General features: G+C 32.9%; 21 protein-coding genes. 9 read left to right on the top strand and 12 right to left on the bottom strand.

The window, feature by feature from the left end; all coding sequences use genetic code 11:
* Window positions 1-3 precede the first annotated feature (3 nt).
* Window positions 4-783 (top strand): enoyl-CoA hydratase/isomerase family protein, encoded by a 780-nt coding sequence (locus BN863_RS17090; protein WP_038532642.1) that lies wholly within the window; start codon window positions 4-6, stop codon window positions 781-783.
* A 68-nt stretch (window positions 784-851) separates the two neighbouring features.
* On the opposite strand, the gene BN863_RS17085 is transcribed toward BN863_RS17090, so the two are convergent.
* The 9 genes from BN863_RS17085 to purN form a co-directional block, all read right to left on the bottom strand.
* Complete coding sequence (locus BN863_RS17085; protein ID WP_148304641.1) at window positions 852-1,460, bottom strand: hypothetical protein; 609 nt, start codon at window positions 1,458-1,460, stop codon at window positions 852-854.
* Between the two features lie 479 nt (window positions 1,461-1,939).
* The gene (locus BN863_RS17080) at window positions 1,940-2,533 is read right to left on the bottom strand and encodes a hypothetical protein (RefSeq protein ID WP_148304640.1); all 594 of its coding nucleotides are present in this window, start codon (window positions 2,531-2,533) and stop codon (window positions 1,940-1,942) included.
* A 276-nt stretch (window positions 2,534-2,809) separates the two neighbouring features.
* Complete coding sequence (locus tag BN863_RS17075) at window positions 2,810-4,108, bottom strand: amidohydrolase family protein (protein WP_038532636.1); 1,299 nt, start codon at window positions 4,106-4,108, stop codon at window positions 2,810-2,812.
* A gap of 12 nt (window positions 4,109-4,120) precedes the next feature.
* On the bottom strand, window positions 4,121-7,063 hold the full coding sequence (locus BN863_RS17070; RefSeq protein ID WP_038532634.1) for an amidohydrolase family protein: 2,943 nt from the start codon (window positions 7,061-7,063) through the stop codon (window positions 4,121-4,123).
* 451 nt (window positions 7,064-7,514) lie between these two features.
* On the bottom strand, window positions 7,515-8,123 hold the full coding sequence (locus BN863_RS17065) for a hypothetical protein (RefSeq protein WP_038532632.1): 609 nt from the start codon (window positions 8,121-8,123) through the stop codon (window positions 7,515-7,517).
* A gap of 569 nt (window positions 8,124-8,692) precedes the next feature.
* The gene (locus BN863_RS17060) at window positions 8,693-10,588 is read right to left on the bottom strand and encodes an amidophosphoribosyltransferase (RefSeq protein ID WP_038532629.1); all 1,896 of its coding nucleotides are present in this window, start codon (window positions 10,586-10,588) and stop codon (window positions 8,693-8,695) included.
* 58 nt (window positions 10,589-10,646) lie between these two features.
* Window positions 10,647-11,573, bottom strand: a complete 927-nt coding sequence (locus BN863_RS17055; protein WP_038532627.1) for a PfkB family carbohydrate kinase — start codon at window positions 11,571-11,573, stop codon at window positions 10,647-10,649.
* Window positions 11,574-11,681: 108 nt separating this feature from the next.
* A complete protein-coding gene (locus tag BN863_RS17050; RefSeq protein ID WP_038532625.1) occupies window positions 11,682-12,317 on the bottom strand; it encodes a ribonuclease H1 domain-containing protein in 636 nt (211 codons plus the stop codon).
* 17 nt (window positions 12,318-12,334) lie between these two features.
* The gene (purN, locus tag BN863_RS17045) at window positions 12,335-12,898 is read right to left on the bottom strand and encodes a phosphoribosylglycinamide formyltransferase (RefSeq protein ID WP_038532624.1); all 564 of its coding nucleotides are present in this window, start codon (window positions 12,896-12,898) and stop codon (window positions 12,335-12,337) included.
* Window positions 12,899-13,132: 234 nt separating this feature from the next.
* Here purN and BN863_RS17040 point away from each other — a divergent pair, with 234 nt between their 5' ends.
* The 5 genes from BN863_RS17040 (at window position 13,133) to pyk (ending at window position 17,434) form a co-directional block, all read left to right on the top strand.
* The gene (locus BN863_RS17040; protein WP_007647141.1) at window positions 13,133-13,366 is read left to right on the top strand and encodes an acyl carrier protein; all 234 of its coding nucleotides are present in this window, start codon (window positions 13,133-13,135) and stop codon (window positions 13,364-13,366) included.
* A gap of 13 nt (window positions 13,367-13,379) precedes the next feature.
* Complete coding sequence (gene fabF, locus BN863_RS17035) at window positions 13,380-14,633, top strand: beta-ketoacyl-ACP synthase II (RefSeq protein WP_038532621.1); 1,254 nt, start codon at window positions 13,380-13,382, stop codon at window positions 14,631-14,633.
* 6 nt (window positions 14,634-14,639) lie between these two features.
* Window positions 14,640-15,380: a ribonuclease III gene (rnc, locus tag BN863_RS17030; protein ID WP_038532619.1), complete on the top strand. Its 741-nt coding sequence runs from the start codon at window positions 14,640-14,642 to the stop codon at window positions 15,378-15,380.
* Window positions 15,381-15,515: 135 nt separating this feature from the next.
* Window positions 15,516-16,001, top strand: coding sequence for an IPExxxVDY family protein (locus tag BN863_RS17025; RefSeq protein WP_038533848.1), 486 nt, complete (start codon window positions 15,516-15,518; stop codon window positions 15,999-16,001).
* Complete coding sequence (gene pyk, locus BN863_RS17020; protein WP_038532617.1) at window positions 16,001-17,434, top strand: pyruvate kinase; 1,434 nt, start codon at window positions 16,001-16,003, stop codon at window positions 17,432-17,434. The genes BN863_RS17025 and pyk overlap by 1 nt, the downstream gene beginning before the upstream one ends.
* Window positions 17,435-17,590: 156 nt before the next feature.
* Here pyk and BN863_RS17015 read toward each other — a convergent pair whose 3' ends face one another.
* The 3 genes from BN863_RS17015 to dinB all read right to left on the bottom strand — a co-directional run bounded on the left by BN863_RS17015 (window position 17,591) and on the right by dinB (window position 22,731).
* Window positions 17,591-18,955 (bottom strand): hypothetical protein, encoded by a 1,365-nt coding sequence (locus BN863_RS17015; RefSeq protein ID WP_038532615.1) that lies wholly within the window; start codon window positions 18,953-18,955, stop codon window positions 17,591-17,593.
* 23 nt (window positions 18,956-18,978) lie between these two features.
* Window positions 18,979-21,405, bottom strand: coding sequence for a TonB-dependent receptor (locus BN863_RS17010; protein WP_038532613.1), 2,427 nt, complete (start codon window positions 21,403-21,405; stop codon window positions 18,979-18,981).
* Between the two features lie 225 nt (window positions 21,406-21,630).
* Window positions 21,631-22,731, bottom strand: a complete 1,101-nt coding sequence (dinB, locus tag BN863_RS17005; protein ID WP_038532612.1) for a DNA polymerase IV — start codon at window positions 22,729-22,731, stop codon at window positions 21,631-21,633.
* A 91-nt stretch (window positions 22,732-22,822) separates the two neighbouring features.
* Here dinB and BN863_RS17000 point away from each other — a divergent pair, with 91 nt between their 5' ends.
* Genes BN863_RS17000 through BN863_RS16990 form a run of 3 tightly spaced genes read left to right on the top strand, consistent with a single transcriptional unit; the run spans window position 22,823 to window position 24,502 of the window.
* Entirely contained in the window at window positions 22,823-23,500 is a 678-nt protein-coding gene (locus tag BN863_RS17000; protein ID WP_038532611.1) for an NAD-dependent epimerase/dehydratase family protein, read from the top strand.
* Window positions 23,481-23,951 (top strand): CYTH domain-containing protein, encoded by a 471-nt coding sequence (locus BN863_RS16995; RefSeq protein ID WP_038532609.1) that lies wholly within the window; start codon window positions 23,481-23,483, stop codon window positions 23,949-23,951. The genes BN863_RS17000 and BN863_RS16995 overlap by 20 nt, the downstream gene beginning before the upstream one ends.
* Window positions 23,951-24,502, top strand: coding sequence for a YciI family protein (locus tag BN863_RS16990; RefSeq protein ID WP_038532608.1), 552 nt, complete (start codon window positions 23,951-23,953; stop codon window positions 24,500-24,502). The genes BN863_RS16995 and BN863_RS16990 overlap by 1 nt, the downstream gene beginning before the upstream one ends.
* Window positions 24,503-24,605: the final 103 nt, after the last annotated feature.

Raw genomic sequence — 24,605 nt, 5'->3', positions numbered from 1 at the left:
ATTATGATTTTTAATATTTTATCAGAATTTCAAGGTGGTATCACGACAATTACCATTAATAGACCGAAAAAACTTAATGCATTAAATATAGATACTATAAAAGAGTTGCATAAAGCGTTTAAAGCGGCCGACAAAGACATTGAAACACGCGTAATTATAATTACAGGAAGCGGAGAAAAAGCTTTTGTTGCAGGAGCAGATATTAGTGAATTTTCTAATTTCGATGTTGCTAAAGGTGCTAAACTAGCAGAAAAAGGACAGGAATTGTTATTCAATTTTGTACAAGATTTATCGACACCAGTTATTGCGGCTGTAAATGGTTTTGCTTTAGGTGGCGGATTAGAACTAGCTATGGCATGTCATTTTAGAGTGGCTAGTGATAATGCTAAAATGGGGCTGCCAGAAGTGTCTTTAGGAGTTATACCGGGATATGGTGGTACACAACGTTTACCACAAATTGTGGGTAAAGGGCGGGCTATGGAAATGATTATGACAGCTGGAATGATTAATTCGGAACAGGCTTTAAGTTACGGTCTGGTAAATTACGTCGTTCCACAGGAAGAGTTGTTAGAGTTTTGTGTTGGCATTGCTAATAAAATCAAGAAGAATTCACCAAAAGCTATTGGTGAAGCAATTAAATCTGTAAATGCTGGATTTAAATCTGGAGTTAACGGTTATAAAAAAGAAATAAAAGGATTTGGTAAATGTTTCGGAACCGAAGATTTTAAAGAAGGAACAACAGCCTTTTTAGAAAAACGAAAAGCCGAATTTACTGGAAAATAAACATAAAAAAAGAGTGAACACTTAGTGCTCACTCTTTTTAGGTTGGTTAATTATAGGGTTTAGATGGTTTAGATTGAAAAATATTCGATGTATTCTCTGTTGTTTGCATTAACAACAACTTTGTAGTTTCCTTTTCTAGTGTTAGTTAGGCTATAAATACGCTCTAATTTCATGGTATTTGTAAAATTTTCGGCGTGTACTAAATTGTAGTCACCACTGTTAGAGTTACCATCATGAAAAATAGCGATGTTTATATCTTCTCGATTTAAATCTAATTTAGAAACGTATAATAAATTGTCTTTAACATGTAATACCGGTTTAAAGATAACTTGTTCACATGTTGTATCGAATGTTACTTTGTTAGACGAGACATCGAACGGTATAATTTTAATTTGATAATCTTTTTCATGTTCGAAAAAATACCTTCCATTCGGCAAAGCTGTTAAGTCAAACCTGTTACTGAAAATGCCTTCTTTTTCAATGATTTTATTATAAAGTACTAATCCGTTTATATCTTTTATAGATAATTGCTGTCCTGCTTTTACATAATCTAGAGTTAACGTAATTTCCATGCGATCTCTTTCTTCATTTAAAATAGAAAGGTTACTAGCGAAACTTGTTGCGATGTTAGTAATCATGACTAACATGCAAATACTGTGTGTGATTACTTTTTTCATAATTCAAATTTTTTAGCGATTAACTTACTCAAAGATAGCGTGGTAGGTCGTGTTTTAAAACATCGATATTGGCTACTTTATATTCTATTTTAACCGTTAAATTAGAGTTATGAAATGTTTGGGGTAATTTGGTATATAATTAAGATAATCTTAGATATAACAAGGCTTGAAGTGTATGGTCTTTTTTATGAAGGTTCGCAAAATTAACCATAAGATTAAATGAATATTAGTTTAATGTTATAAGGTCGTTTTTCTTACACTAAATTTTAAATAATAAGCTCATCTGTTCTGCTATACTATAATCTTAATCGTATTAGATTTTTATTGGTATAAATTGTTTCGCTACCTCTCCAATAATTTTTTTTAGATGATATTATGAATGCAGCTTCTGGTGTGAATAAGCTTCAAAATAAAGGCATAAAAAAGAGTGAACCTATATAATAAGTTCACTCTAATTAATGTTTAAAAGGATGTTTACTTTACATGCTAAAGTATTCGATATATTCTCTTCCGTTTGCATTGATAATCATTTTATAATTTCCTGAATTCTTTTTAGATAAACTATATACTCTTTGAATATTAGCAGTGTCTTCAAAATTTTCAGTATGCACAACTTTAAACTCATTATAATCGTCTGCATAGTATAATGAAACGGCTACATCTTCTTTATCTAATTCTAATTTAGATAAGTAAACTTTGTTGTCTGTTAAACGTACTACAGGCTTGTGAATAATTTTTTCGTTTACAGTGTCGTAAGTTACCTCACCAGATTTTACATGAAACGGTATAACTTTAATTTCGTAATCTTTTTCATGCTCGAAATAATATGTTCCGTTTGGTAAAGCCGATAAGTCGAACTTTTGATTTGCATTTCCAGATTTTTCAAATACCTTCTTATATAGTACAAAACCATAATTATCTTTAATAGATAAATTCTGTCCTTCTTTTACATTGTTTAATGTTAATGTAATTTCCTTATCATCAAAATTTGATGACATGTTGTGTTCTAAACCTGATGCTAAACTAGTAAGCGTTACTAGTAAGCACATACTAAGTGTCATTACTTTTTTCATAATTTCATTTATTTTATCGATTAACATATTCAAAGATAGGTAGTTATAAGACGTTCTAAAACATCGATTTTGGCTAGTTTATATACTATTTTACCAGCAGATTCGCATTAAATAGATTGTAGGGGTAATTTAGAATAGAATTGAGTTAATTTCTGTTATGTGTCATGTTTTAATGCTGTAAACTCTTATTTTCTCTGGTGATTAAAAGAGGTATATGTTTAAAAAAAAAGAGTGAGACCATGTCTCACTCTTACTATATAATTTGTTTATAAATTTTTATTCTGCGTTATATTTTTCCATATAACGTTTCCATAGTTCGGTTTGATGTGTTTCTAAAGAAATGTCTCGACCATCTATAAATGCTTTTATTAGTTGGTTCGTTCTCATATCTAAGGCGTCTCCTTCAGAAATAAATAAAGTAGCGCTTTTTCCAACCTCTAAGGTGCCGTATTTGTCGTCTATCCCTAAAATTTTTGCTGTATTACCTGTAATTAGGGATAGAGCCATTTCTTTATCTAAGCCTTGTCCGGCAACCTGTCCAGCGTAAAATGGTAAATTTCGGGTTTGGAAGTTGTCTGCAGAAGCGTTTTGAATGCCTACTAAAATACCAGCATCAGTTAACAACTTAGGTAGTTTATAAGGTAAATCGTAATCTTCATCTTCAAATTGAGGTCTATTGTGAGTTGCCTGTACTAAAACAGGTATATTATTCTGTTTTAGAAAATCGGTTATTTTGTAAGCTTCATAACCACCTACAATAACGATGTTATCTATACCTTCGTTTTTAATTAAAGTTATAGCGTCTATTATTTCCTTCTCTTTATTTACATATATATATAGTTTCTGAGAACCTGTAAACAATCCTTGCATGGCTTTAAATGGTGCGTTTTCTTCTTTAGAAACTGTTTGGCTATATGCTTTTGAGTTTTTGATGAAAGTTAAAATTTCAGCTATTGACTCTTGGTAGTTTTCGTTAGGTTTAAATGTGTTATGGTCGCCTGTTCTTCTGCTACCCTGTTTAAAACTGTTTGGCCAATGTAAATGAATTCCATCATCTACTTTAATTGCGGCATCTTCCCAATTCCAAGCGTCTAGTTGTACAATAGATGAGGTCCCTGAAATATCTCCTCCTTGAGGAGTTATTTGAGCAAGTAAAACACCATTAGGACGCATACTTTCTACAACTTTAGATTCGGTGTTGTAAGCAATTAAACTGCGTACATGTGGAATGTATTCTCCTATTTCATCTTCGTCTCTACTAGCTCTAACAGCATCAATTTCTGTTAATCCTAAAGCCTTTGTTGGAGCAATAAACCCAGGGTAAATATGTTTACCTGTAGCGTTTATTTTTTTGCCTTTTCTGGCTATTTTCATTTTGGAATCTCCAACAAATGTTAAGGTGCCTGCTTCAAACATAATAAGAGAGTTTTCTATTATGGTTCCATTTCCTAAATGTGCAGTAGCCCCTTCTATAACTATAGCTTCGGTTTGTGTTTGTGCTGGTGTTTGCTGCGCATAGGTAAGAGACCCGTATAGTAAACTAGCAAACACTATTAATTTATTATATATATTCATTTTCTTTTTTTATTAAAGTGATTCGCAAGTCATTTCTTCTTTACTTTTTCCTTTAGGTTTCTGTGTTTTTTTACCTTTAGATTTTTCTTGAAGCATTAAATCAACAAGTTTAGCGCGTTCTTTAGCAATGTCTTTACGTTGTTGCTTATCTTTTTCGATATCAAAATAAATAGCCCCTTCAATTAGTGTTTTTTCTGCTTTAGAATAAATAGACATTGGGTGGTCGCTCCATAGTACTAGGTCAGCATCTTTTCCCTTTTTTATACTACCAACTCTATCGTCTATATGTAATAATTTTGCAGGATTAATAGTAACCATTTTCCAAGCTTCTAATTCGGTCATCCCTCCATACTTTACTGTTTTTGCAGCTTCTTGATTCAGGCGTCTAATCATTTCTTGATCATCACTATTAATAGCAACAGTAACACCTTGTTGTTGCATTATAGCTGCATTGTATGGTATAGCGTCATTAACTTCAAATTTATAAGCCCACCAATCGCTAAAGGTGGCAGCTCCAACTCCATGTTCAGCCATTTTATCGGCGACCTTATAACCTTCTAAAATGTGTGTGAATGTGTTTATTTTAAAATTAAATTTTTCTGCTACTTTCATGAGCATATTAATTTCACTTTGTACATAAGAATGGCAGCTAATAAAACGTTCTCCGTTTAAAATCTCGAGTAAAGTTTCCATTTCTTCATCGTAACGATATGGTACACCGCTTTTTTTCTTTTCCCCGTATTCTTTAGCACGTTGAAAATAATTAATAAAGACTTGTTCTACACCCATTCTTGTTTGTGGAAATCTATTATTACTTCCCCAATTACTTTGTTTTACATTTTCACCTAAGGCAAACTTTATAAATTTAGGTGAATTATCATATATCATGTTTTCGGCTGTTTCACCCCATTTTAACTTTAATATTGCTGAACGTCCTCCAATAGGGTTTGCAGATCCATGCAGTAATTGTAGAGAGGTAACACCTCCACCAAGTGCATAGTATATACTTATATCATCTGGGTCGACTACGTCTTCCATAGTGACTTCTGCAGAAGAATTATGACCAGATTCGTTTATTGCCAATGCAGCAATATGGCTGTGTTCATCAATAATTCCGGCAGTTAAATGTTTTCCAGTAGCATCGATTACTTTGGCTTTTCCTGCAGAGAGGTCTTTACCAATTTTAGCTATTTTACCGTCTTTGACTAAGACATCTGTATTTGTTAAAATTCCGTCATCTTCACCCGTCCAAACAGTTGCATTTTTAAATAAAATGGTTTGTTGTTTAGGAAGTTCTAAATTTCCATAACCAAGATTTGGGTAAGTTACAGGAGTCAGCTCTATTTTTGGTGAAGCCTCGTCCTTATCTTTTTCACTTGAATATGGAGCTGTTAGTGTCGCAATAAAATCTTGTTCCCCATGTATGGTTACAACCTTGCCATTAAAATCTTTTTTATGAGAAGTGATAAGCGAAGAAAATCTATAAGTCTCAGAAGAATTATCTGCGAAAGATAAATTCAACCAATTATTTTCAAAGTTAAATTTAGAGGTTAATACTGTGGAGTCTTGTTTTACAGTAGCTTTTGGGCTATCTGCAGTTCCTTTAATTGAAAGATTGAATACTTTCGAGTTTAAAGTGACAGTATAATTTCCTCTAATATCGTTAGTGTTTGCTGTTTTAATTAGATTCTTTTTTCCTTGTACCCAATTCTCGTATACAATTGTTTCTTTGTCAAAATAGTCTCCAGAAGTAATAATAAAATTAGCTTCCATGCCCTTCTTTAAAGCTCCAATTCTATTAGATTGTCCTAATATTTCTGCAGGAATTGTTGTTAATGCTTCTAAAGCTTTGGTTTTAGATAAACCATAATTAATAGCTTTATTTAGTTTTTCTTTAAAGTCTTTAGTTTCTTTTAAATTATTTAAAGTAAATGAGAATACAACTCCATTTTCGGCTAATATTTTTGGATTTGATGGTGCTTGATTCCAATGGCGCATATCTGATAAAGAAAGAAAAGACTCGCTAAAAGGGTCGGAAACATCATAAGCATCTGGAAAATTAAGGGGTAAAATAAGTTTAGCATGAGTTGCTTTTATAGCTGGAATCATTTCGTATTCATCTCCACCTCCAAGAATACTGTATTGTATACCAAAAGCATCACCAATTTTATCGGCTCTTAAAACGTTACTCTTAGATCCACCTTCGAATATTTGTACTAAATCTTTATTAGAATTTAAAGCTTCTAGTGAGCGGTCTGTAACATTAATATTACCTTTTGCATACCAGTCGGCATCGTTATAAAACTGCCTTAATAACGCGGTTGCTCCCATTAAGGATGTTGGATAAGATTGTGATTTTATAGCACTTTTTGTAAACGAGAAATATTGAGCTGAACGGTCATTTAAAATACGATCAGCATTGCTACTATTTTTATTTAAGGCCACTAAAACACCTGTTCCTCGCGCAATACCATCTTGTAAGTGTGTATTTACTACTCCAAAACCAAGTTTTAGTAATTCTTCAGCTTTCTTGTCATCAAACACAAATTTTTCTATTGCGTTAGTTTCAGGCATAATATGATCATTCCAATAAAAACCATCTCTTGTGGCATCGTATTGAGAAGAACGACCTCTTCCATTACGTTTTGGTTTCTCAATTCCAAAATCTGAGTATATATCTATAAAAGATGGATATATAGTTTTGTTTTTAGAATCGATAACTACTGTATTTTTAGGGAGAACAGTTTGGTCTGAAGCTGAAATTATTTGACCATCCTTAATTAATAAAGTTCCAGATTCTATAACTGTAGTTGGGGTAATATAAATTTTAGCATTCGTAAAAGCTGTGTAGTTATGATTATTAGATTTTACACCTTTGCTTTCTGGAAAATAATCTTGTGCTAATAGAAAATTGCTAATTGTAAAAAGTGTAATAAATAGAATTTTTTGTTTCATTTATTGTTTTTGTAAGTGTTAGTAGATTACGTTTTTTTTGTTAGAAAAAGTTCAATACATACATTATTGATCGTAGCCTAAAGATAGAATTTATCTGTTGTAGATGTATTTCGGAATTATTTTTTTTAATGGTTTTTCCTTTTTATTTAAAAAAAATACAAGGGTTAAAATTAATTTATCTCATTTAAGTAAATGATTATTTTTTTTCCTTGTTAAAAGCAAATGTAATCTTTACTAAAAATAGATTCTTAAGAGTATATAGATTGGTGTAGTAAGCTTTCTTATTTCGAGTAATAAGATTGAATCATGGTCTTAATTAAAAAACAAATACCTTTTACTCATATTAAAGATAACATGAGTAAAAGGCATAAAAAAAGAGTGAAGTAACCAGCTCCACTCTTACAAACAAACTAACTAAATTTAATAGTATAAAATACTATTTATTTAAAAACTATATTTTAAAATACTCTACGTAAGTCTCACCATTGTTGGCGTTGACTACAACTTTGTAATTTCCTTTATGTTGTCCAGATAAACGGTAAGTACGTTCAATTTTTACTGTATCCTTAATGTCTTCTGAGTGTAATAATCTGTAATTTTTATCGGTAGTAGGAGTGTAATAAATTTCTACACCTACAACGTCTTTGTTTAAATCTAATTTAGATAAGTATAAAATATTGTTTTTTACACGTAAACTTGGCTTGTAAACAACAGTTGCCTTTGCACTATCAAAATCCACTTCACCATTAAATACAGTAAAAGGAATATGCTTAACGTAATGTTCTTTTTCGTGTTCGAAATGGTATGTTCCATTTGGTAAAGCCGATAAGTCGAATCTGTTATAAAATACACCAGATTCTATAATTGTTTTGTTAAATAAGAAAACTCCTTTTTCGTCTTTTATAGATAATTTTTGCCCAGCTTTTACATCTTTTAATGTTAGCGTAATTTCCATTTTAGATTTATCACCGTCTTTAGAAAAAGTAAGGTCAGAAAAATTAGATGCGAAACTAGATGTAATTACTAATAGGCAAATACTAAGTGTTATAATTTTATTCATGATGTTGTTCTTAACGATTAACACTGCAAATATATGCGGGTTCTAGGAGGTGGAAAACATCGATATTGGCAACTTTGTATGTTATTTTAACCGTTAATTTAAAGCCTTAGTGTTGTAGGGTTAATTGTGTATATGTTTCGGGTAATAGAGTGTATATTTAGGTGTACTCGTAATAATATTGTTGAAGTTGTAGGTAAAGAAGTATATTATTTTAACTCTCGTTAATATAATTGGTGCAAAGTTTACATAGTATAATATGTAATTAGATATTAGTGTGAGGTGTTTTAATTTGTAGAAAAAACGACTCGGTATCTATTGGGGTGAGTGGGAACCATAAGATGGTTGAGTTACGAAATTTTGAAGTGAAGATTTTATTAAATAAAAAAGGTGAACGTTAGTTCACCTTTTTTGCCCCAAATCTACCATGAACTTAACCTACTTATGTTATGGTTCTGCCAAATTAGATTTTTTTTACATTATCGAATAATCTTTTAGATTAACTACGTTAAAACTAGATGAATCGATTTTTTGTAGTTTTTGCACTACGAAAAATGGGTTGTAACAAGTTGTTAATAAGCGCGTTGGTTGTTTCCTTCGAAAAAATTAATAAATGCTCTGTTAACAACACGGTTTCCTCCAGGAGTTGGATAGTTTCCTGTAAAATACCAGTCTCCCAAATTCTTTGGACATGCTTTATTTAAATTTTCAACACTTTGGAAAATAGTATGTACTTCTGCTTTAATAGTATCATCAGAAATAAGTACTGCTATTCTAGCAGAAATCTCATCATCTGTAAATTGATCATATAAATCTTTTACAAAGTTTTTAACTTGCTTATCTTTTAATTCTAATTGAGACTTACATTTATTGTAAACTTCTTCAATTAAATGATACTTATTATTTTCTTTTAGTAAGCTTAACATTGCTCTAAAGGCAACAAGACCTTCTAAATTAGCCATGTCGATTCCGTAACAGTCTGGGTAACGAATTTGTGGTGCAGACGATACTACAACTATACGTTTAGGGTGTAAACGGTCTAGCATTCTAATAATACTTTTCTTAAGTGTTGTACCACGAACAATACTATCGTCTATAATAACAATGTTATCTGTTTTTTTAATAACGCCATAGGTAACATCGTAAACATGTTCTACTAAATCGTCTCTACTACTATCTTCTGTGATAAACGTACGAAGTTTAGCATCTTTAATAGCGATTTTTTCAATTCTCGGACGTTCTTTTAATATCTCTGTAACTTGTTCTTCAGATAGATTTTTGCCTTCAATTATGGCTTTGGTCTTTCTTTTATTTAAATAGTCTTCAACAGATTCTATCATTCCAAAAAATGATGATTCTGCCGTGTTAGGGATATAAGAGAATACCGAGTTTTTGGTGTCGTAATTAATGGTTTCAAGAACTTTAGGCATTAATAATTTTCCTAATGTTTTACGTTCTTGATAGATTTCTGCATCACTCCCTCTAGAGAAATAAATACGCTCGAAAGAACACGCTTTACGTTCTGTAGGTTCTAAAATCTTTTCAATTTTTACCTTTCCAGATTTTTTAGTGATAATAGCGTGACCAGGATCTAATTCTTTAACTTTATCGAAATCTACATTAAAAACAGTTTGAATTACTGGACGTTCTGAAGCGACAACAACAACTTCGTCATCTTGGTAATAATATGCCGGTCTAATTCCTGCAGGATCACGGAACACAAAAGCGTCACCATGACCTAACATACCCACCATAGCATACCCTCCATCGAAGTTTTTACCAGCTCTTTTTAAAATTTTACCAACATTTAAACGTTCGGCAATTAAAGGCGAACATTCTGTTTTAGAATAGCCTTCTGCTTTTAATTGTTTATATTTTTTTGCAACTGCATCATCTAAAAAATTACCAATTTTCTCCATTATAGTAATGGTATCTGCTTTTTCTTTTGGATGCTGCCCAATACGAATTAAGTTATCGAATAACTCGGTAACATTAGTCATATTAAAGTTTCCTGCAAGAATTAAGTTTCTGTGCATCCAGTTGTTTTGTCTTAAAAACGGGTGTACACTTTCAACACTGTTTTTTCCAAAAGTTCCATAACGAACATGTCCTAAAAGAACTTCGCCTATATAAGGAATATGTCTTTTTTGAAGTGCAACATCGTCGGCATATTCAGGGTTCTCTATTAACTCCTGATTAATTCTTTCGTTAATTTGAGCAAATATGTCTTGTATTGGTTGTTGAGCATTAGATCGAACTCTGCTAATATAACGTTCACCAGGATGAGTGTCTAATTTAATACTTGCAAATCCAGCACCGTCTTGACCGCGATTGTGCTGTTTTTCCATCATTAAATACATTTTATTTACACCATAAAATGCAGTACCATATTTTTCTTTATAGTATTCTAATGGTTTCAAAAGTCTAATAAATGCTATACCGCATTCATGTTTTAAAGCATCGCTCATTGTATATATTATAAAAAATTAATTAAAAAAACGCGCCTTTATAAAGCGCGTGTTTTTTTTATGATAAATCGATATTGAATGTTGTTAACTCCTTAAACTGTTGCAGTCGGGAGTTTAGTTGTTCTGAGGTGACTTTCTCCAAGCTTGCTGTTCCAAATTCCTCTACACAAAATGAGGCCAATGCCGAGCCGTAAATGATGGCTGTTTTCATGTTTTCGAAAGTGTAATTTCCAGAATTTGCTAAAAACCCTGCAAATCCTCCAGCAAAAGTGTCTCCAGCTCCTGTTGGGTCGAATACACTTTTTAAAGGTAACGCAGGTGCAGAGAAGATTTCATCTTTATGAAATAATAAAGCACCATGTTCTCCTTTTTTAATGACCACAAATTGTGGTCCTAATTTAAAGATTTTTTGTGCTGCATTAACTAAAGAATATTCTCCTGTTAATTGTCTTGCTTCTTCGTCGTTTATAGTTAGTACGTCTATTCTAGCAATTACTTTATGTAAATCTTCTAAAGCATTATCCATCCAGAAATCCATGGTGTCTAATATTGCTAATTTTGGCTTTGTCGTCATTTGGTCTAATACACCAAGTTGGACTAAAGGATGTAAGTTTCCTAACATTACCACTTCAGCATTTTTGTATGCTTCAGGAACTATTGGGTTGAAATCTGCTAATACATTAAGTTCTGTAACTAAGGTATCTCTAGAATTCATATCGTAATGATAACGGCCACTCCAAAAGAATGTTTTTCCGTCTTTTACAATTTCTAATCCAGAAATGTCAATGTTTCTATTAGATAATAATTCTAGGTAGTCTTGCGGGAAATCGTTTCCTACTACAGAAACAATTGCGCTATCTAAATTAAACTGCGAGGCAGATAGTCCGATGTAAGTGGCTGCTCCGCCTAGAATTTTATCGGTTTTTCCAAAAGGGGTTTCAATAGCATCAAAAGCTACGGTCCCAACGATTACTAATTGGCTCATAAAGAGATGTCAAATTTTTTGGCAAATATAGGCTTTATGTACGAATACCGGTAATATATTAATATTAAAATAAACACAAACCATATGCTGGTAATGAGGTGATTATCATTATTTTCTTCCGAAATCCGCAGGGATTTCTCCCCAAGCTTTAGTTTCCCATTTTACAATTGTAGTTTGGTAGTCGTTATTTTTAAGCCAACTTACAGCACGATCAATTAAATTGAATACATCTTTATTTTTATCTGTGCGTTCTAGTTTGGTATTGCAATTTTTCTTTTTCACCCAACTCATTGCTGTTCTAGAATCGGTATAAATTAAAAGATTGCTATTGTTTTTTTTAAGCAATGCCAAGCCGTGAACAATGGCTAAAAATTCACCTATATTATTTGTGCCTTGTTGAAATGGGCCTTGAATAAAAATCTGCTTTTTTGTTTTGGTATCTACGCCTCGATATTCCATAATACCTGGATTACCACTTGATGCAGCGTCTACCGAAATAGAATTGTAATTAGGTCGCCCTATTTTTTTTAACTGCTCAGACGTCAATCCGCTTGTAAACGATTTGTTACCAATAAAATCTTTAGGATTACTATTTAATGCGTGTGTTGCAGCTTCTAAGCTTGGAAACGATTTGTAAACGGCACTAGGATAATCCTTGGTTTGTGCTTTGCAAGCATTCCAAGTATTGTAAACTCCAGGTTTATGGCCCTTCCAGACCGTGTAGTATTTCTTTTTTTTTGACATTTAATTTTTATATGTCTTTACTTTAAAAGTTTTTCAACAACTATAGGAAAATGTTCCATTTCTAATTCATGAATTTTATTAGCAACATCTTCGGCAGTATCTGTAGCTAAAACAGGACAAGTGGCTTGGAAAATGGTTGTGCCTTCGTCGTAATTTTCATTTACATAATGTATTGTAATGCCCGTTTCTGTTTCTTTATTAGTAACAACAGCATCATGCACATTCATGCCGTACATGCCTTTTCCTCCAAATTTTGGTAGTAGGGCAGGGTGGACATTAATAACCTTATTTGGAAAAGCATTTAGAATGGTTTCGGGAAACTTCCATAAAAATCCTGCTAGAACAATTAAATCTGGATTAGCACTATGCAAAATGTTTAAAACATCATTTGTTTTAGTGAAAGCGATGCGATTAAAAGATAATGCGCTTATTTCTAGTTTTTTACAACGGTCTAGTACTTTGGCCTGTGGATTATTAGTAAGAACTAATGTTACCGAAGCATCAGCTTTTGTTTTAAAATAATTAATTAAGTTTTCAGCATTCGAGCCAGATCCAGAAGCAAAAATTACAATACGTTTCATGCGTTTTATTTTTTGTTTAAAAGTATTAAAAGCGTTGTAAACACTACGAAATAGTGACTAAAACGACATCTGTTTCTCGATTATAAAACGAGGAATACAAAATACTTTTCGTGCAAAATTAAATTACTTCAGTTTAAATTTGTTAATTTACATTCACTATTTTCAAACTAAAAGCGTGTTTTAAAATAAAGTTTTTTATTTTTGCACCTTATTTAAAACTTAAAATTAAAGATTATGTCAGACATTGCATCAAGAGTAAAAGCGATTATCGTAGACAAATTAGGTGTTGATGAGAACGAAGTTGTAACTGAAGCTAGCTTCACAAACGACTTAGGAGCAGATTCATTAGACACTGTAGAATTAATTATGGAATTCGAAAAAGAATTCGATATCCAAATTCCAGATGATCAAGCAGAAAACATTGCAACAGTTGGTCAAGCTATATCATACATAGAAGCTGCAAAATAAGGAAAAGATTTTTATGGAACTAAAGCGAGTAGTAGTTACGGGTTTAGGGGCACTTACGCCAATTGGAAATACCAAAGATGAATATTGGGATGCTCTAATTAGTGGTAAAAGTGGTGCTGCTCCTATAACATATTTTGATACTGAAAAGTTCAAAACTAAATTCGCTTGCGAATTAAAAAACTTTAATCCTACCGATTTTCTTGATAGAAAAGAGGCTCGTAAAATGGATAGATTTACTCAGTACGCTATGGTAGCTTCAGACGAAGCTATCTTAGATGCTAAGTTAGATTTAAATGTTGTTAACAAATTACGAGTAGGTGTTATTTGGGGTGCAGGAATTGGTGGTTTAGAAACCTTCCAAAACGAGGTGTTAAACTTCGCTGCGGGAGACGGTTCTCCACGATTCAACCCATTTTTTATACCTAAAATGATTGCAGATATAGCACCGGGTAACATATCTATTAAACATGGATTTATGGGACCTAACTATACTACAGTTTCGGCTTGCGCATCTTCTGCAAACGCTATGATAGACGCACTAAACTATATTCGTTTAGGTCAATGCGATGTTATTGTAACAGGAGGAAGTGAAGCTGCCGTAACCATTGCAGGAATGGGAGGCTTTAATGCCATGCATGCCTTATCGACAAGAAACGAAAGTCCAGAAACAGCATCTAGACCTTTTGATGCAACCAGAGATGGTTTTGTATTAGGAGAAGGTGCAGGGGCAATAGTTCTTGAAGAGTACGAACATGCAAAAGCAAGAGGCGCTAAAATTTATGCAGAAGTTATGGGTGGAGGAATGTCATCAGATGCTTATCATATGACGGCACCACATCCAGAAGGTATAGGCGTTATGGCTGTAATGAGAAATTGTTTGGAAAATGCAGGCTTAAAACCAGAAGATGTAGACCATATTAATACACATGGAACTTCTACTCCTCTTGGTGATGTAGCCGAGTTAAAAGCAATCTCTGAAGTTTTTGGTGCGCACGCTAAAAACATCAACATCAATTCAACAAAATCTATGACGGGTCACTTGTTAGGTGCTGCGGGTGCTATAGAATCTATTGCTGCTATTTTAGCAATGGAACATGGTATTGTGCCACCAACTATTAACCATGAAGTTTTTGATGAAAACATTGATTCAGAATTAAATTTAACACTTAACAAACCGCAAAAACGCGATGTTAAAGTGGTAATGAGTAATACTTTTGGATTTGGCGGTCACAACGCCTGTGTGTTATTCAGAAAATTAGAAGATTAATCTCGAATGAAATACATTCGTAACATATTAAATTCCCGTTTTAATAATAACGGGAATTTTTTTGTTTCTCTTACCAAAATTTTAGGTTTCAAACCTAAAAACGAAAGCTTTTACAAGACAGCTTTTACCCATCGCTCTATGAATATTAGGGACAAAAAGGGTAATGCCATAAATTACGAACGTTTAGAATTTTTAGGAGATGCCATGTTAGGCTCTGTTATTGCATCGTATTTATATACCGAAGCTCCTGCAGGAGATGAAGGTTATCTTACAAAAATGCGTTCTAAAATTGTAAGTCGCGAACATTTAAATGAATTAGGGAAGGATTTAAAATTAATAGATTTAGTTGAAAGTAAAATCCCAAAAGGTCAATTTGGAGACAACATTCATGGTAATTTATTCGAAGCTTTAGTAGGTGCAATTTATCTAGATCGTGGTTTTAAATACTGCGAAAAGTTTATTTATAAGCGTATTATTATACCTTTTGTAGATATAGAAACCTTAGAAGGTAAAGTTATAAGCTATAAAAGTTTACTAATAGAATGGTGCCAAAAAGAAAAGAAAACGTTCGATTATAACGTTTATGACGATACTGGGGTAGATGATGTAAGACACTTTGCTGTTAAATTAATGATAGACAAAAAAGTTGTAGCCAAGGCAAGAGCTACATCAAAAAAGAAAGCCGAAGAAAAAGCTTCAAAGCGTGCGTTCTTTGCATTTCAAAACGAAATATCAAAAGCGAACTAATTTAGGTTATTTCTTTTTTTTCTAAAAATTCCCTCAAACTAAAACGTTTTCGTGAAAATATAACACTAACTTATAGTTAAAAGGTGATTTTTTAAAACTTATATATGTTATATTTACAACAATAACGTAATGATTATGGCCATTCATAAACTTAATCTTGAGGACTTTTTTGAAGACGTCGATTATATTTTAATTGCCATACACAGTAGATTAGAGGATTATAGATTAGCATATTATTTAAATAGTCATCTAAATTTAAGTCTTACAAGAAGAGCTCAAGATATTGATTATAAATATTTTTCAGCTGCTTATTCCATTTTTGAATGGAAGGACGACGCAAATTTAATCACATATAATTTGGTGTCCAATATATGTAAACGCGAAGAAGATAGCTTACAAAGCTCCGGCTCATTGTTTACAAATCAAGAAAAAATTATAAAGTCTTATAACTTAGTTCCAGAGTTAAAAAATGTAGATTATTTAATGAAGATAACTAAAGAAGACTTGCAAATTACTGAACAATTAATAGTGAATAAAATCCAACAAATACCTCAAGTTATTACAACTTACACGGTAAATGTGGATCAGATAAAATCTAAAGACAATTTAATTTTTAATTAATGTTGAAAAGAAAGAAGACCAAAATAGTGGCAACCCTAGGGCCAGCCACGAGTACGAAAGAAGTTTTAAAGGGTATGTTAGACGAAGGCGCTGACGTATTTAGAATTAATTTTTCTCATGCTGATTATGCTGATGTAACAGAACGAGTTAAAATGATTCGTGAGTTAAATGAAGAATTCGGTTACAACGCTGCAATATTAGGAGACTTACAAGGTCCAAAACTTCGTGTAGGTGTAATGAAAGGAGAGGTTTTTGTAAACCCTGGAGACGAGATTATTTTTGCTACTGGCGAAAGATTTGAAGGCACAAAGGAGCGTGTTTACATGACTTACAAACAATTCCCTCAAGATGCTAAACCCGGAGAACGTGTACTTCTAGACGATGGAAAATTAATTTTTGAAGTTGTTTCAAGTAATAACGTAGACGAAGTTACAGCAAAGGTTATTCAAGGAGGTCCTTTAAAATCTAAAAAAGGTGTAAACCTTCCAAATACGAATATCTCTCAACCTGCGCTTACAGAAAAAGATATAGAAGATGCTATTTTTGCATGTTCTTTACAAGTAGACTGGATGGCTTTATCTTTTGTGCGTCATGCAGAAGATTTAATGCAATTACAAGAGCTTATTAAAGAACATAGTGAAGAAAAAATTCCAATTATTGCCAAAATTGAAAAACCAGAAGCGGTAGAAAATATCGATAAAATTGTTGCGTATTGCGACGGTTTAATGGTTGCTCGTGGTGATTTAGGAGTTGAAATTCCTGCAGAGGAAGTACCGCTAATTCAGAAGCAATTAGTACTATGTGCTAAAAAAGCAAGAATCCCTGTAATTATTGCAACGCAAATGATGGAAACTATGATAGATAGTTTAACACCAACGCGTGCTGAAGTAAACGATGTTGCCAATTCTGTAATGGATGGTGCCGATGCCGTAATGCTTTCTGGAGAAACTTCTGTTGGGCAATATCCAATTCAGGTTATTAAACAAATGTCGAATATTATTAAAAGTGTAGAAGATTCACCACTTATTAAAGTGCCACAATCTCCACCACATATTCGTACTAAACGTTATATTACAAAATCAATTTGTTTCCACGCCGCTAACATGGCAAACGAAATTAATGCACAAGCGATATCTACATTAACAAATAGTGGGTATACAGCGTTTCAAATTTCTGCATGGAGACCTTCTGCTCACATTCTAGTATTCACGTCTAATAGACGTATCTTAACGCAATTAAATCTATTGTGGGGAGTTAAAGCGTTTTACTACGATAAGTTTGTTAGTACAGACGAAACCATTGAAGATGTAAATAAATTGGCTTGCGATAAAGGCTATTTAGAAGAAGGTAACATGTTAATTAGTTTAGCAGCAATGCCTATTCAAGAAAAAGGAATGGTAAACACGTTACGTGTGTCAGAGATTAAGTTATAATCGCTGTAGTTACCTAAATCATAAAAAAGCCTCATTAACATTCGTTAATGAGGCTTTACTTTTGACTAATTTTGCAATAAAATAATAGAGTATTTATCCTAACAAAAGACTGCCTAAAAAGACAGTCTTTTTTATATATCTATTGGTAAATTTGGTTTAGAATACACCTATAAAGTGACTTCCTTCTGCATTTTCTAGTTGAGCACCTTTAGTAACATCACCACTTTCAGTTTCAACAATATAAATATTTCCGTTTTTCCCTACAGGAGCTTCTGTTAAGTAGATTTCTGTACCTTGAACTACAAAACCTTGGTATTGGAATAAGTAGAAGTCAGGATCGTAAGGAATATCAGTAATTAATTGAGCTGTTCTAGTATTTAAATCAGCAAGTGCAAAATATCCTTGAGCTCCAGCAACACCTTCAGCAGAACCTTCGTGACGGTATGCTATAACAGCTTTTCCATTTGCTGCAGGTCTCCATGCAAGTATATATGCGCCCTCAATCCCTAAGGCATCATCTAAATTGAAAACATAAGAATCGTCATATTGATTGTTAGCATCAATTTTTAAGATGTGAGAACCTTCTGGGTCGCTTTGGTTTGCTTGGTATACGCTTCCGTTATACTCCCAAGAGTTAATACTACGGTATCCGTTAGTGTTACCATGTCCTACAGTAGAAGTAATAATAGTAGGATTTTCTAATGAAGGGTAATCTAGTACAATAGTTTTAGATCCTAAAATTTCGTAATCACTATCGCTTTCTGTTGTTGCAGGATCTACTTTACTTAATCGGGCACCAATATAAAGTTTATCTTGAGCTTCGTTTAAAGTAGGCATATCAATTCTAGAGATATAGTATCCAGCAGCTTCTTCTTCTGCACTTAATGGGATAAGGTGTTCTTTTACCTCTTTAATTTTAGAGTCTACTAAATCTAAAGTTACTACGCCCATTGTAGCTTCGGTACGAACATAAGTATCGTCTGACACGTCGTTTGGAGTACCATTATCATCAATAGTAGGGTCTGCAACATCTACATAAACTGCACAACCTGTTTGGTCTCCATCAAATAATTTAATCCATCTAGGAGCTGTTCCTACGTATTGAGAAATATTTACAGCTGTTCCGTTTTGGATGTATGCATTACCGCCTTCTACATCGTATTTTGTATAATTTCCACCCGTATCTCCGGCGTAGCTGATATTGAATAAAGTGTTACCATCTTCAGAAGCTTGTAATCTCGCTGTTCTGTTTGACGGTGCGATAAAACCATTTTCAAATGGATTTACTATTACTGAAGGGTCTTTAGCGTCTTCGGTACTTATAGCGTAAACTAATGTTCCGCCATTTCCATCTCCTGGAGTTTCACCCATTCTAGCTCCGGTTACAGTTATCCATCTTGAATCTGTAGGTGTTGGATTTGGATCTACTGGGTCGCTGTCATCACTGCTACATGAAGTTATTAATCCTAGCGTTAAGGCTATTCCTGTAATGATTCTGTAATTTAAAAAGTTACGTTTCATATTTCAATTATTAATTTTTGTTTCTAAAATTTATTGATTGTATAATTCAGTTTTAAGTAAAATGCGCGCCCTGGCTTTTGTACAGATAAATTATCGTATACAGCTTCATCAAATATATTCTTGATATCAAAGCTTACAACAAGTTTATTATTAGGAAAGGCATAGCTAGCACCAAAATCTTGAGCAAATTGTTGTGGGACTTCAAAGAATTCATTTCCAACCGTATTAGAACCTTGATCTGTTAAGTATGAAAATTTATCTGTAAAGTTCATGACGTAATACAGATTTAATTGTGATTTTTTCTGGAATATATCTTGAAATGAATATCGGAAACTACTATTCATTGTAAAAAATGGTGTGTTAGGTATGTTTATTTCGGTTCCAAGTGCTGTTTCTGTAGTTAAGTCGAAATTGGAAATGTTAAAATTAAATCCAAAATTATTATTATAGGTATAATCTAATTGAGCATCTACTCCTTTAGATTTTGCGTTTCCTTGATTCACATAGAGTATTGTTTCATCATCAACGTTTAATGATGTTTCAATAGGTAAACCAATACGGTCTGTCATATCTCGAATAAAGAAATTGGTAGAAATACTAAATGCGTGTTTTTCAATATTAAATGTACCTAGTCTAAATCCTAAATTATAGTTTTTACTTTTTTCTGGTTGTATACTTGGGTTGGCTACCACATTATCTCCATCGTTACCAAATACTTCGGTTTCATCTGGTAAACGTATTGCTTTTTCTGCCGAAACTAATAACGAAACATTAGGAATCACGTCGTATGAAAGTGCAAATCCGTATCCGTTATCTTTATTGTCACTAATAGTTACTACGTCTACAATTTGAGGATTGCCATTGGCATCGTTCTCTATATCTGGATCTGAATTGGTTGTTTTTTGTTGATAATATTTCCAAAAAATATTAGCCTTTAATCGGTCATCAAAAGCGTTTAGCTCGTAAGTAAAAGATGTAATGTTTTTATTTAAATCTCTAGTACCAACAAACGTACTCTCTAATAACGATTGTAAAGCATCGCTATCTTCTCTATCAATACCACTGTAAACATGATTTACTAATACCTTATGATTATCGTTTATAGTGTATGATATTCCTGATCTTACAGATGCAACATTTCTTTTAATTGTTGCTAATGTAGGGCCGCCTTCTTGTTGAGAATTCCAGATGTATTTAAACTCATCTCCTTTATAATCGATAGCTCTTTCTCCTGCCCAACTATACGCCCAAGGCATAGTATCGTTGACCACTCGGTTTCTGGTTCCGTAAACACCATGTACATTTATATCTAGACCTTTAGTAAATAAATCTTTCTTTTGGTATGTTAAACTTCCAAGTGCAGCATCAGATTCCAGAAACCTGTCTTTATAAGGCGTAATGGTCATAAAAGCACCATGTTGTACTTCTTTATAATCGTCTGATCCTGTTAAGCCAATAAAGAATTGGTCTGCCCATTTTACATCTGTAAACCCAATTTGAGCCATTCCTCCAACAGATCTATACGCATCGTTAAACCGTCTTGCAGTAATAGGAGTTTGTACACCACCTAATCCAGTAACCACAACACTTCTACCTGAAACCTTATAATCGTTATCCGAACTGTTATAAAAACCCGAAGCCTTTACTGTAAAACCAGACTTGTCGAAACGATATAAACCATTAAGGCTTGTCTGTAACGTGTTAAATGAACCGTATGAAATTGATGCGTTTAAATTATTTTTAGCGCCTTTATGAAGTACAATATTTATTGCCCCACCCAATGCATCGTCTGCTAAATATCCAGGTACAACACCTTTATAAACTTCAATCCGTTTAATCATTGAAGGCGGTATACTATTTAAACTAAAAGAAGAACCGTAAACAGAAATAGGTATACCGTCTATAAAAATACGAACAGCACTTCCAGATAATCCGTTTAAACTGTATTGAACATCTGATCCTAACCCTCCGTTTTGGCGGATATTCACACCTGCACTTGTTCTTAGTAATTCGTTAGTTTGCACATTTCTTAAACCAGCTTCTTTAGTTTCTATAACGTTAACAGCAAACCCTTCGTCTTCAATTTTTTCCTTAGTAGTTTTAGATTTTACTAGGATTTCTGCTAAATCTTGGTATTCAGAAAATTTTATTACCGTGTTATGTATGTCTTTAGAAGAATCATGTACTACTTCTATAGTAACAGAATTTGCATTTAAAGAATGCATCTGAATGTTATATGTACCAAAAGGAATATTTTTAAAACTGTAGTCACCATTAATACCAGTTACAGTTTCTTTTTTTAAATCGATACCTATTAATATTATATGGGCTCCAAGAACAGGTTCGTTAGTATCGAAAACAACATTTCCGTTTAATTCCCCTTTTTGAGAAAAAGCGACACAGCTTATTAAGAAAAGTAAAAAAGTAAAGTGTCCTTTGTTTAAGACCATTTGTGTAAATTTTAACGCAAAATTAACCTTATTTAGACTTAGTACAAATAAAAATAAAAGAATTGTGAATAATTTTAAATCTATACTTATTTGGTGGATATTCTTTAATAAGAATTATTCTAAATTAATAATTCAATATTCGAAATGACTATTTTTTAAGAATTGTTAATTTAGACTTTACGCTTTAATATGAATAATAGCAATTGTATGGTAACTTTGCTTAATCTAGAATTTAAATTGCAATTGTACGCTTACACTTTTCTGTTCTAGTTTTTTATCTTGCTTTTCTGTGTTTAAATTGGAAATAGAAATGCCTAATAGCCTTACAGAATTGCTTAATTCTTCTTGTATTAGTAACGTTTTAACCGTGTCCATAATAAGGTGGGCATCACTAATAAAATAGAGTAGGGTTTTACTTCGTGTTTGCAATGTGAAATCGCTGTACTTAATTTTTAGTGTAATGGTCTTTCCTGCTACTTTGTTTCTCTTTAATCGTTTAGAAACTTCTTCGGCAATAAGTTCTAGTTTTTCTAACATGAAGATTTCGCTAGATAAATTTTCGCTAAAAGTACGTTCGGCAGCAAGCGATTTTCTAATGCGATTGGGTTTTACCTCACTATTATGAATGCCTCGAACCACATGATAATAGTACTGTCCAGATTTTCCGAAATGGGAATCTAAATATTCAAGCGATTTTAATTTTAAGTCTTTTCCTGTATAAATGCCTAGTTGATACATTTTTTCGGCAGTTACTTTTCCAACGCCGTAAAATTTCCGAATATCTAATGCTTCCAAAAAAGGTAATACATCTTCAGGATTTACAGTTTTTTGTCCGTTTGGTTTGTTGTAATCGCTAGCAACTTTAGCAATAAATTTATTAATAGATATTCCTGCAGATGCCGTAAGCCCCACTTCTTTTAAGATTCTGCTTCTAATTTCTTCAGCAATAAGCGAAGCGCTAGGGTTTCCTTTTTTATTTACGGTTACATCTAAATAAGCTTCATCGAGCGAAAGTGGTTCAACCAAATCGGTATAATCAAAAAATATTTTCCGTATCTGTTTAGATATGTCTTTATAGCGGTCAAATCTGGGTTTTACAAAAATTAACTCAGGGCAATTACGTTTGGCTTGAGCACCACTCATTGCACTTTTAACTCCAAATTTTCTAGCTTCATAACTCGCAGCACTTACAACTCCACGTTGTTCACTGCCGCCAACAGCTATAGCTTTTCCTTTAAGTTCGGGAAAATCCATTTGTTCTACAGATGCGTAAAATGCATCCATATCAACATGAATTATTTTTCTTAACGGAATATCTGACTCCATAATTTAGTGGTACATTGCTATGGTTTATTGCAATGTGTTTTGTATACTATTCAACAAATTTAAATAACTTTATTCAAGAAAATATAAACTTATGGGTAAAACAGCTATCGTATTGGGTGCAACGGGTTTAACAGGAGGGAACTTGTTGCAAGCACTTTTAAAAGATAGGAGTTATAGCCGAATCGTGTTATTTAGTAGATCCACTTGTGGCATTAAACACGCTAAAATTACAGAATACCTTATCGATTTATTCGAGTTAGATAACTACAAAACGTTGTTTCTAGCCGACGTGGTGTTTTGCTGTATTGGAACCACGAAGTCTAAAACACCAAATAAAGCCATATATCATAACATTGATTATGGAATTCCGCTTGCTGCAGCCAACCTATGTCTAAAAAATAATATAGAGACCTTTATATGTATCTCGGCATTAGGTGCAGATGCCAAAAGTAAAGTTTTTTATAATAGAACTAAAGGTGAAATGGAAGCTGTTGTGTTATCTTTAAAAATTAAAAATACCTATATGCTTCAACCATCTTTAATAGTTGGTGGTCGAAACGAGTTTAGATTAGGGGAATATTTAGGAAAGATTTTAATGAGATTGCTATCGCCTTTATTTATTGGTAAATTGAATAAATACAAACCTATAGAATCTGAAACCATTGTGTCTGCCATGCTTTGGTTGGCAGAACATACATATGAATTAGAGCGTATTCCTTCAGAAAAAATAAAAGAGATTGCAATAAAATATGATAGAAATAGAACGTAAATTTTTAGTAAAGTCTGATGCTTTTAAAGCTGAAGCTTATAAACATACTAAAATCGTACAGGGATTTTTAAATACACATAAAGCACGAACGGTTCGTGTGCGTGTAAAAGGAAATGAAGGATTTTTAACCGTAAAAGGCCAATCGACTAAAGATGGTTTAGAGCGTTTCGAATGGGAGAAAGCTATCGAAAAATCAGATGCAGAAGCACTTCTTAAATTATGTGAAGACGGTGTTATAGATAAAATTCGTTATGAAATTAAAATGAATCAACATGTATTTGAAGTTGACGAATTCTTTGGAGATAATGCCGGATTAATAGTTGCCGAAATAGAATTGAGTCATCCTACAGAAATCATTTCTAAGCCACTTTGGTTAGGAAAAGAAGTTACTGGAGAGGTGAGATATTATAATTCGCAACTCAGTAAACAACCTTATAAAACTTGGAAATAATGAAATATATTATTGTGTTATTAAGCTTCGTAGTAGTATTAAGCTGTAAGAACGAAACAAATCAAACCCCTATAAATACATCGATTAAGCCAGTCGATACGGTAGAAGGGACCGTGAAAGCAGATTCTATAATTTTAGATGACGAAATTAAAACAGCGCCTAAAAGTTACAATGAAATTAAAGCCGAATTAACAGCCAAAGGTTTCGAGACCTACGATTTTGTAGATAAAAAAACAAAAGACACTGTTTTAATGCAACAGTATTTTATAGCATTTTTAAAAGGAGGAGCTGTAAGAACTCAGAATGAAGAAGAGGCGCAACAATTGCAAGAAGCACATTTAGACTATTTAAAGAAAATGTACGATTTGGGCTATGCAGATATTTCTGGTGGTTTTGGTGATGATGGAGAGGTTAGAGGTGTAACCATTTATAATGTCCCAACTCAAAAGATAGCCGATAGTCTAGCCAATGCAGATCCAATGGTGAAAGCTGGCCGATTAGAAATAGAAATTCGTCCGTGGTGGGCAGCAAAAGGGGCTACTTTGCGTTAATCTAGAGATTTCATCTTTACTGATAATTTTAAAATAGGAGAAAGGAATATCTCTCTAGCACTTCCGAAGTGTCTATCTTTAATCGTTTTGGTAAGCTTTTTTA

This window comes from Formosa agariphila KMM 3901 (assembly GCF_000723205.1).
In the GTDB taxonomy this organism is placed as follows: Bacteria; Bacteroidota; Bacteroidia; order Flavobacteriales; family Flavobacteriaceae; genus Formosa; species Formosa agariphila.
Note: the sequence above shows the minus strand (reverse complement) of the source record. Positions and strands in the feature narration are given on the sequence as shown.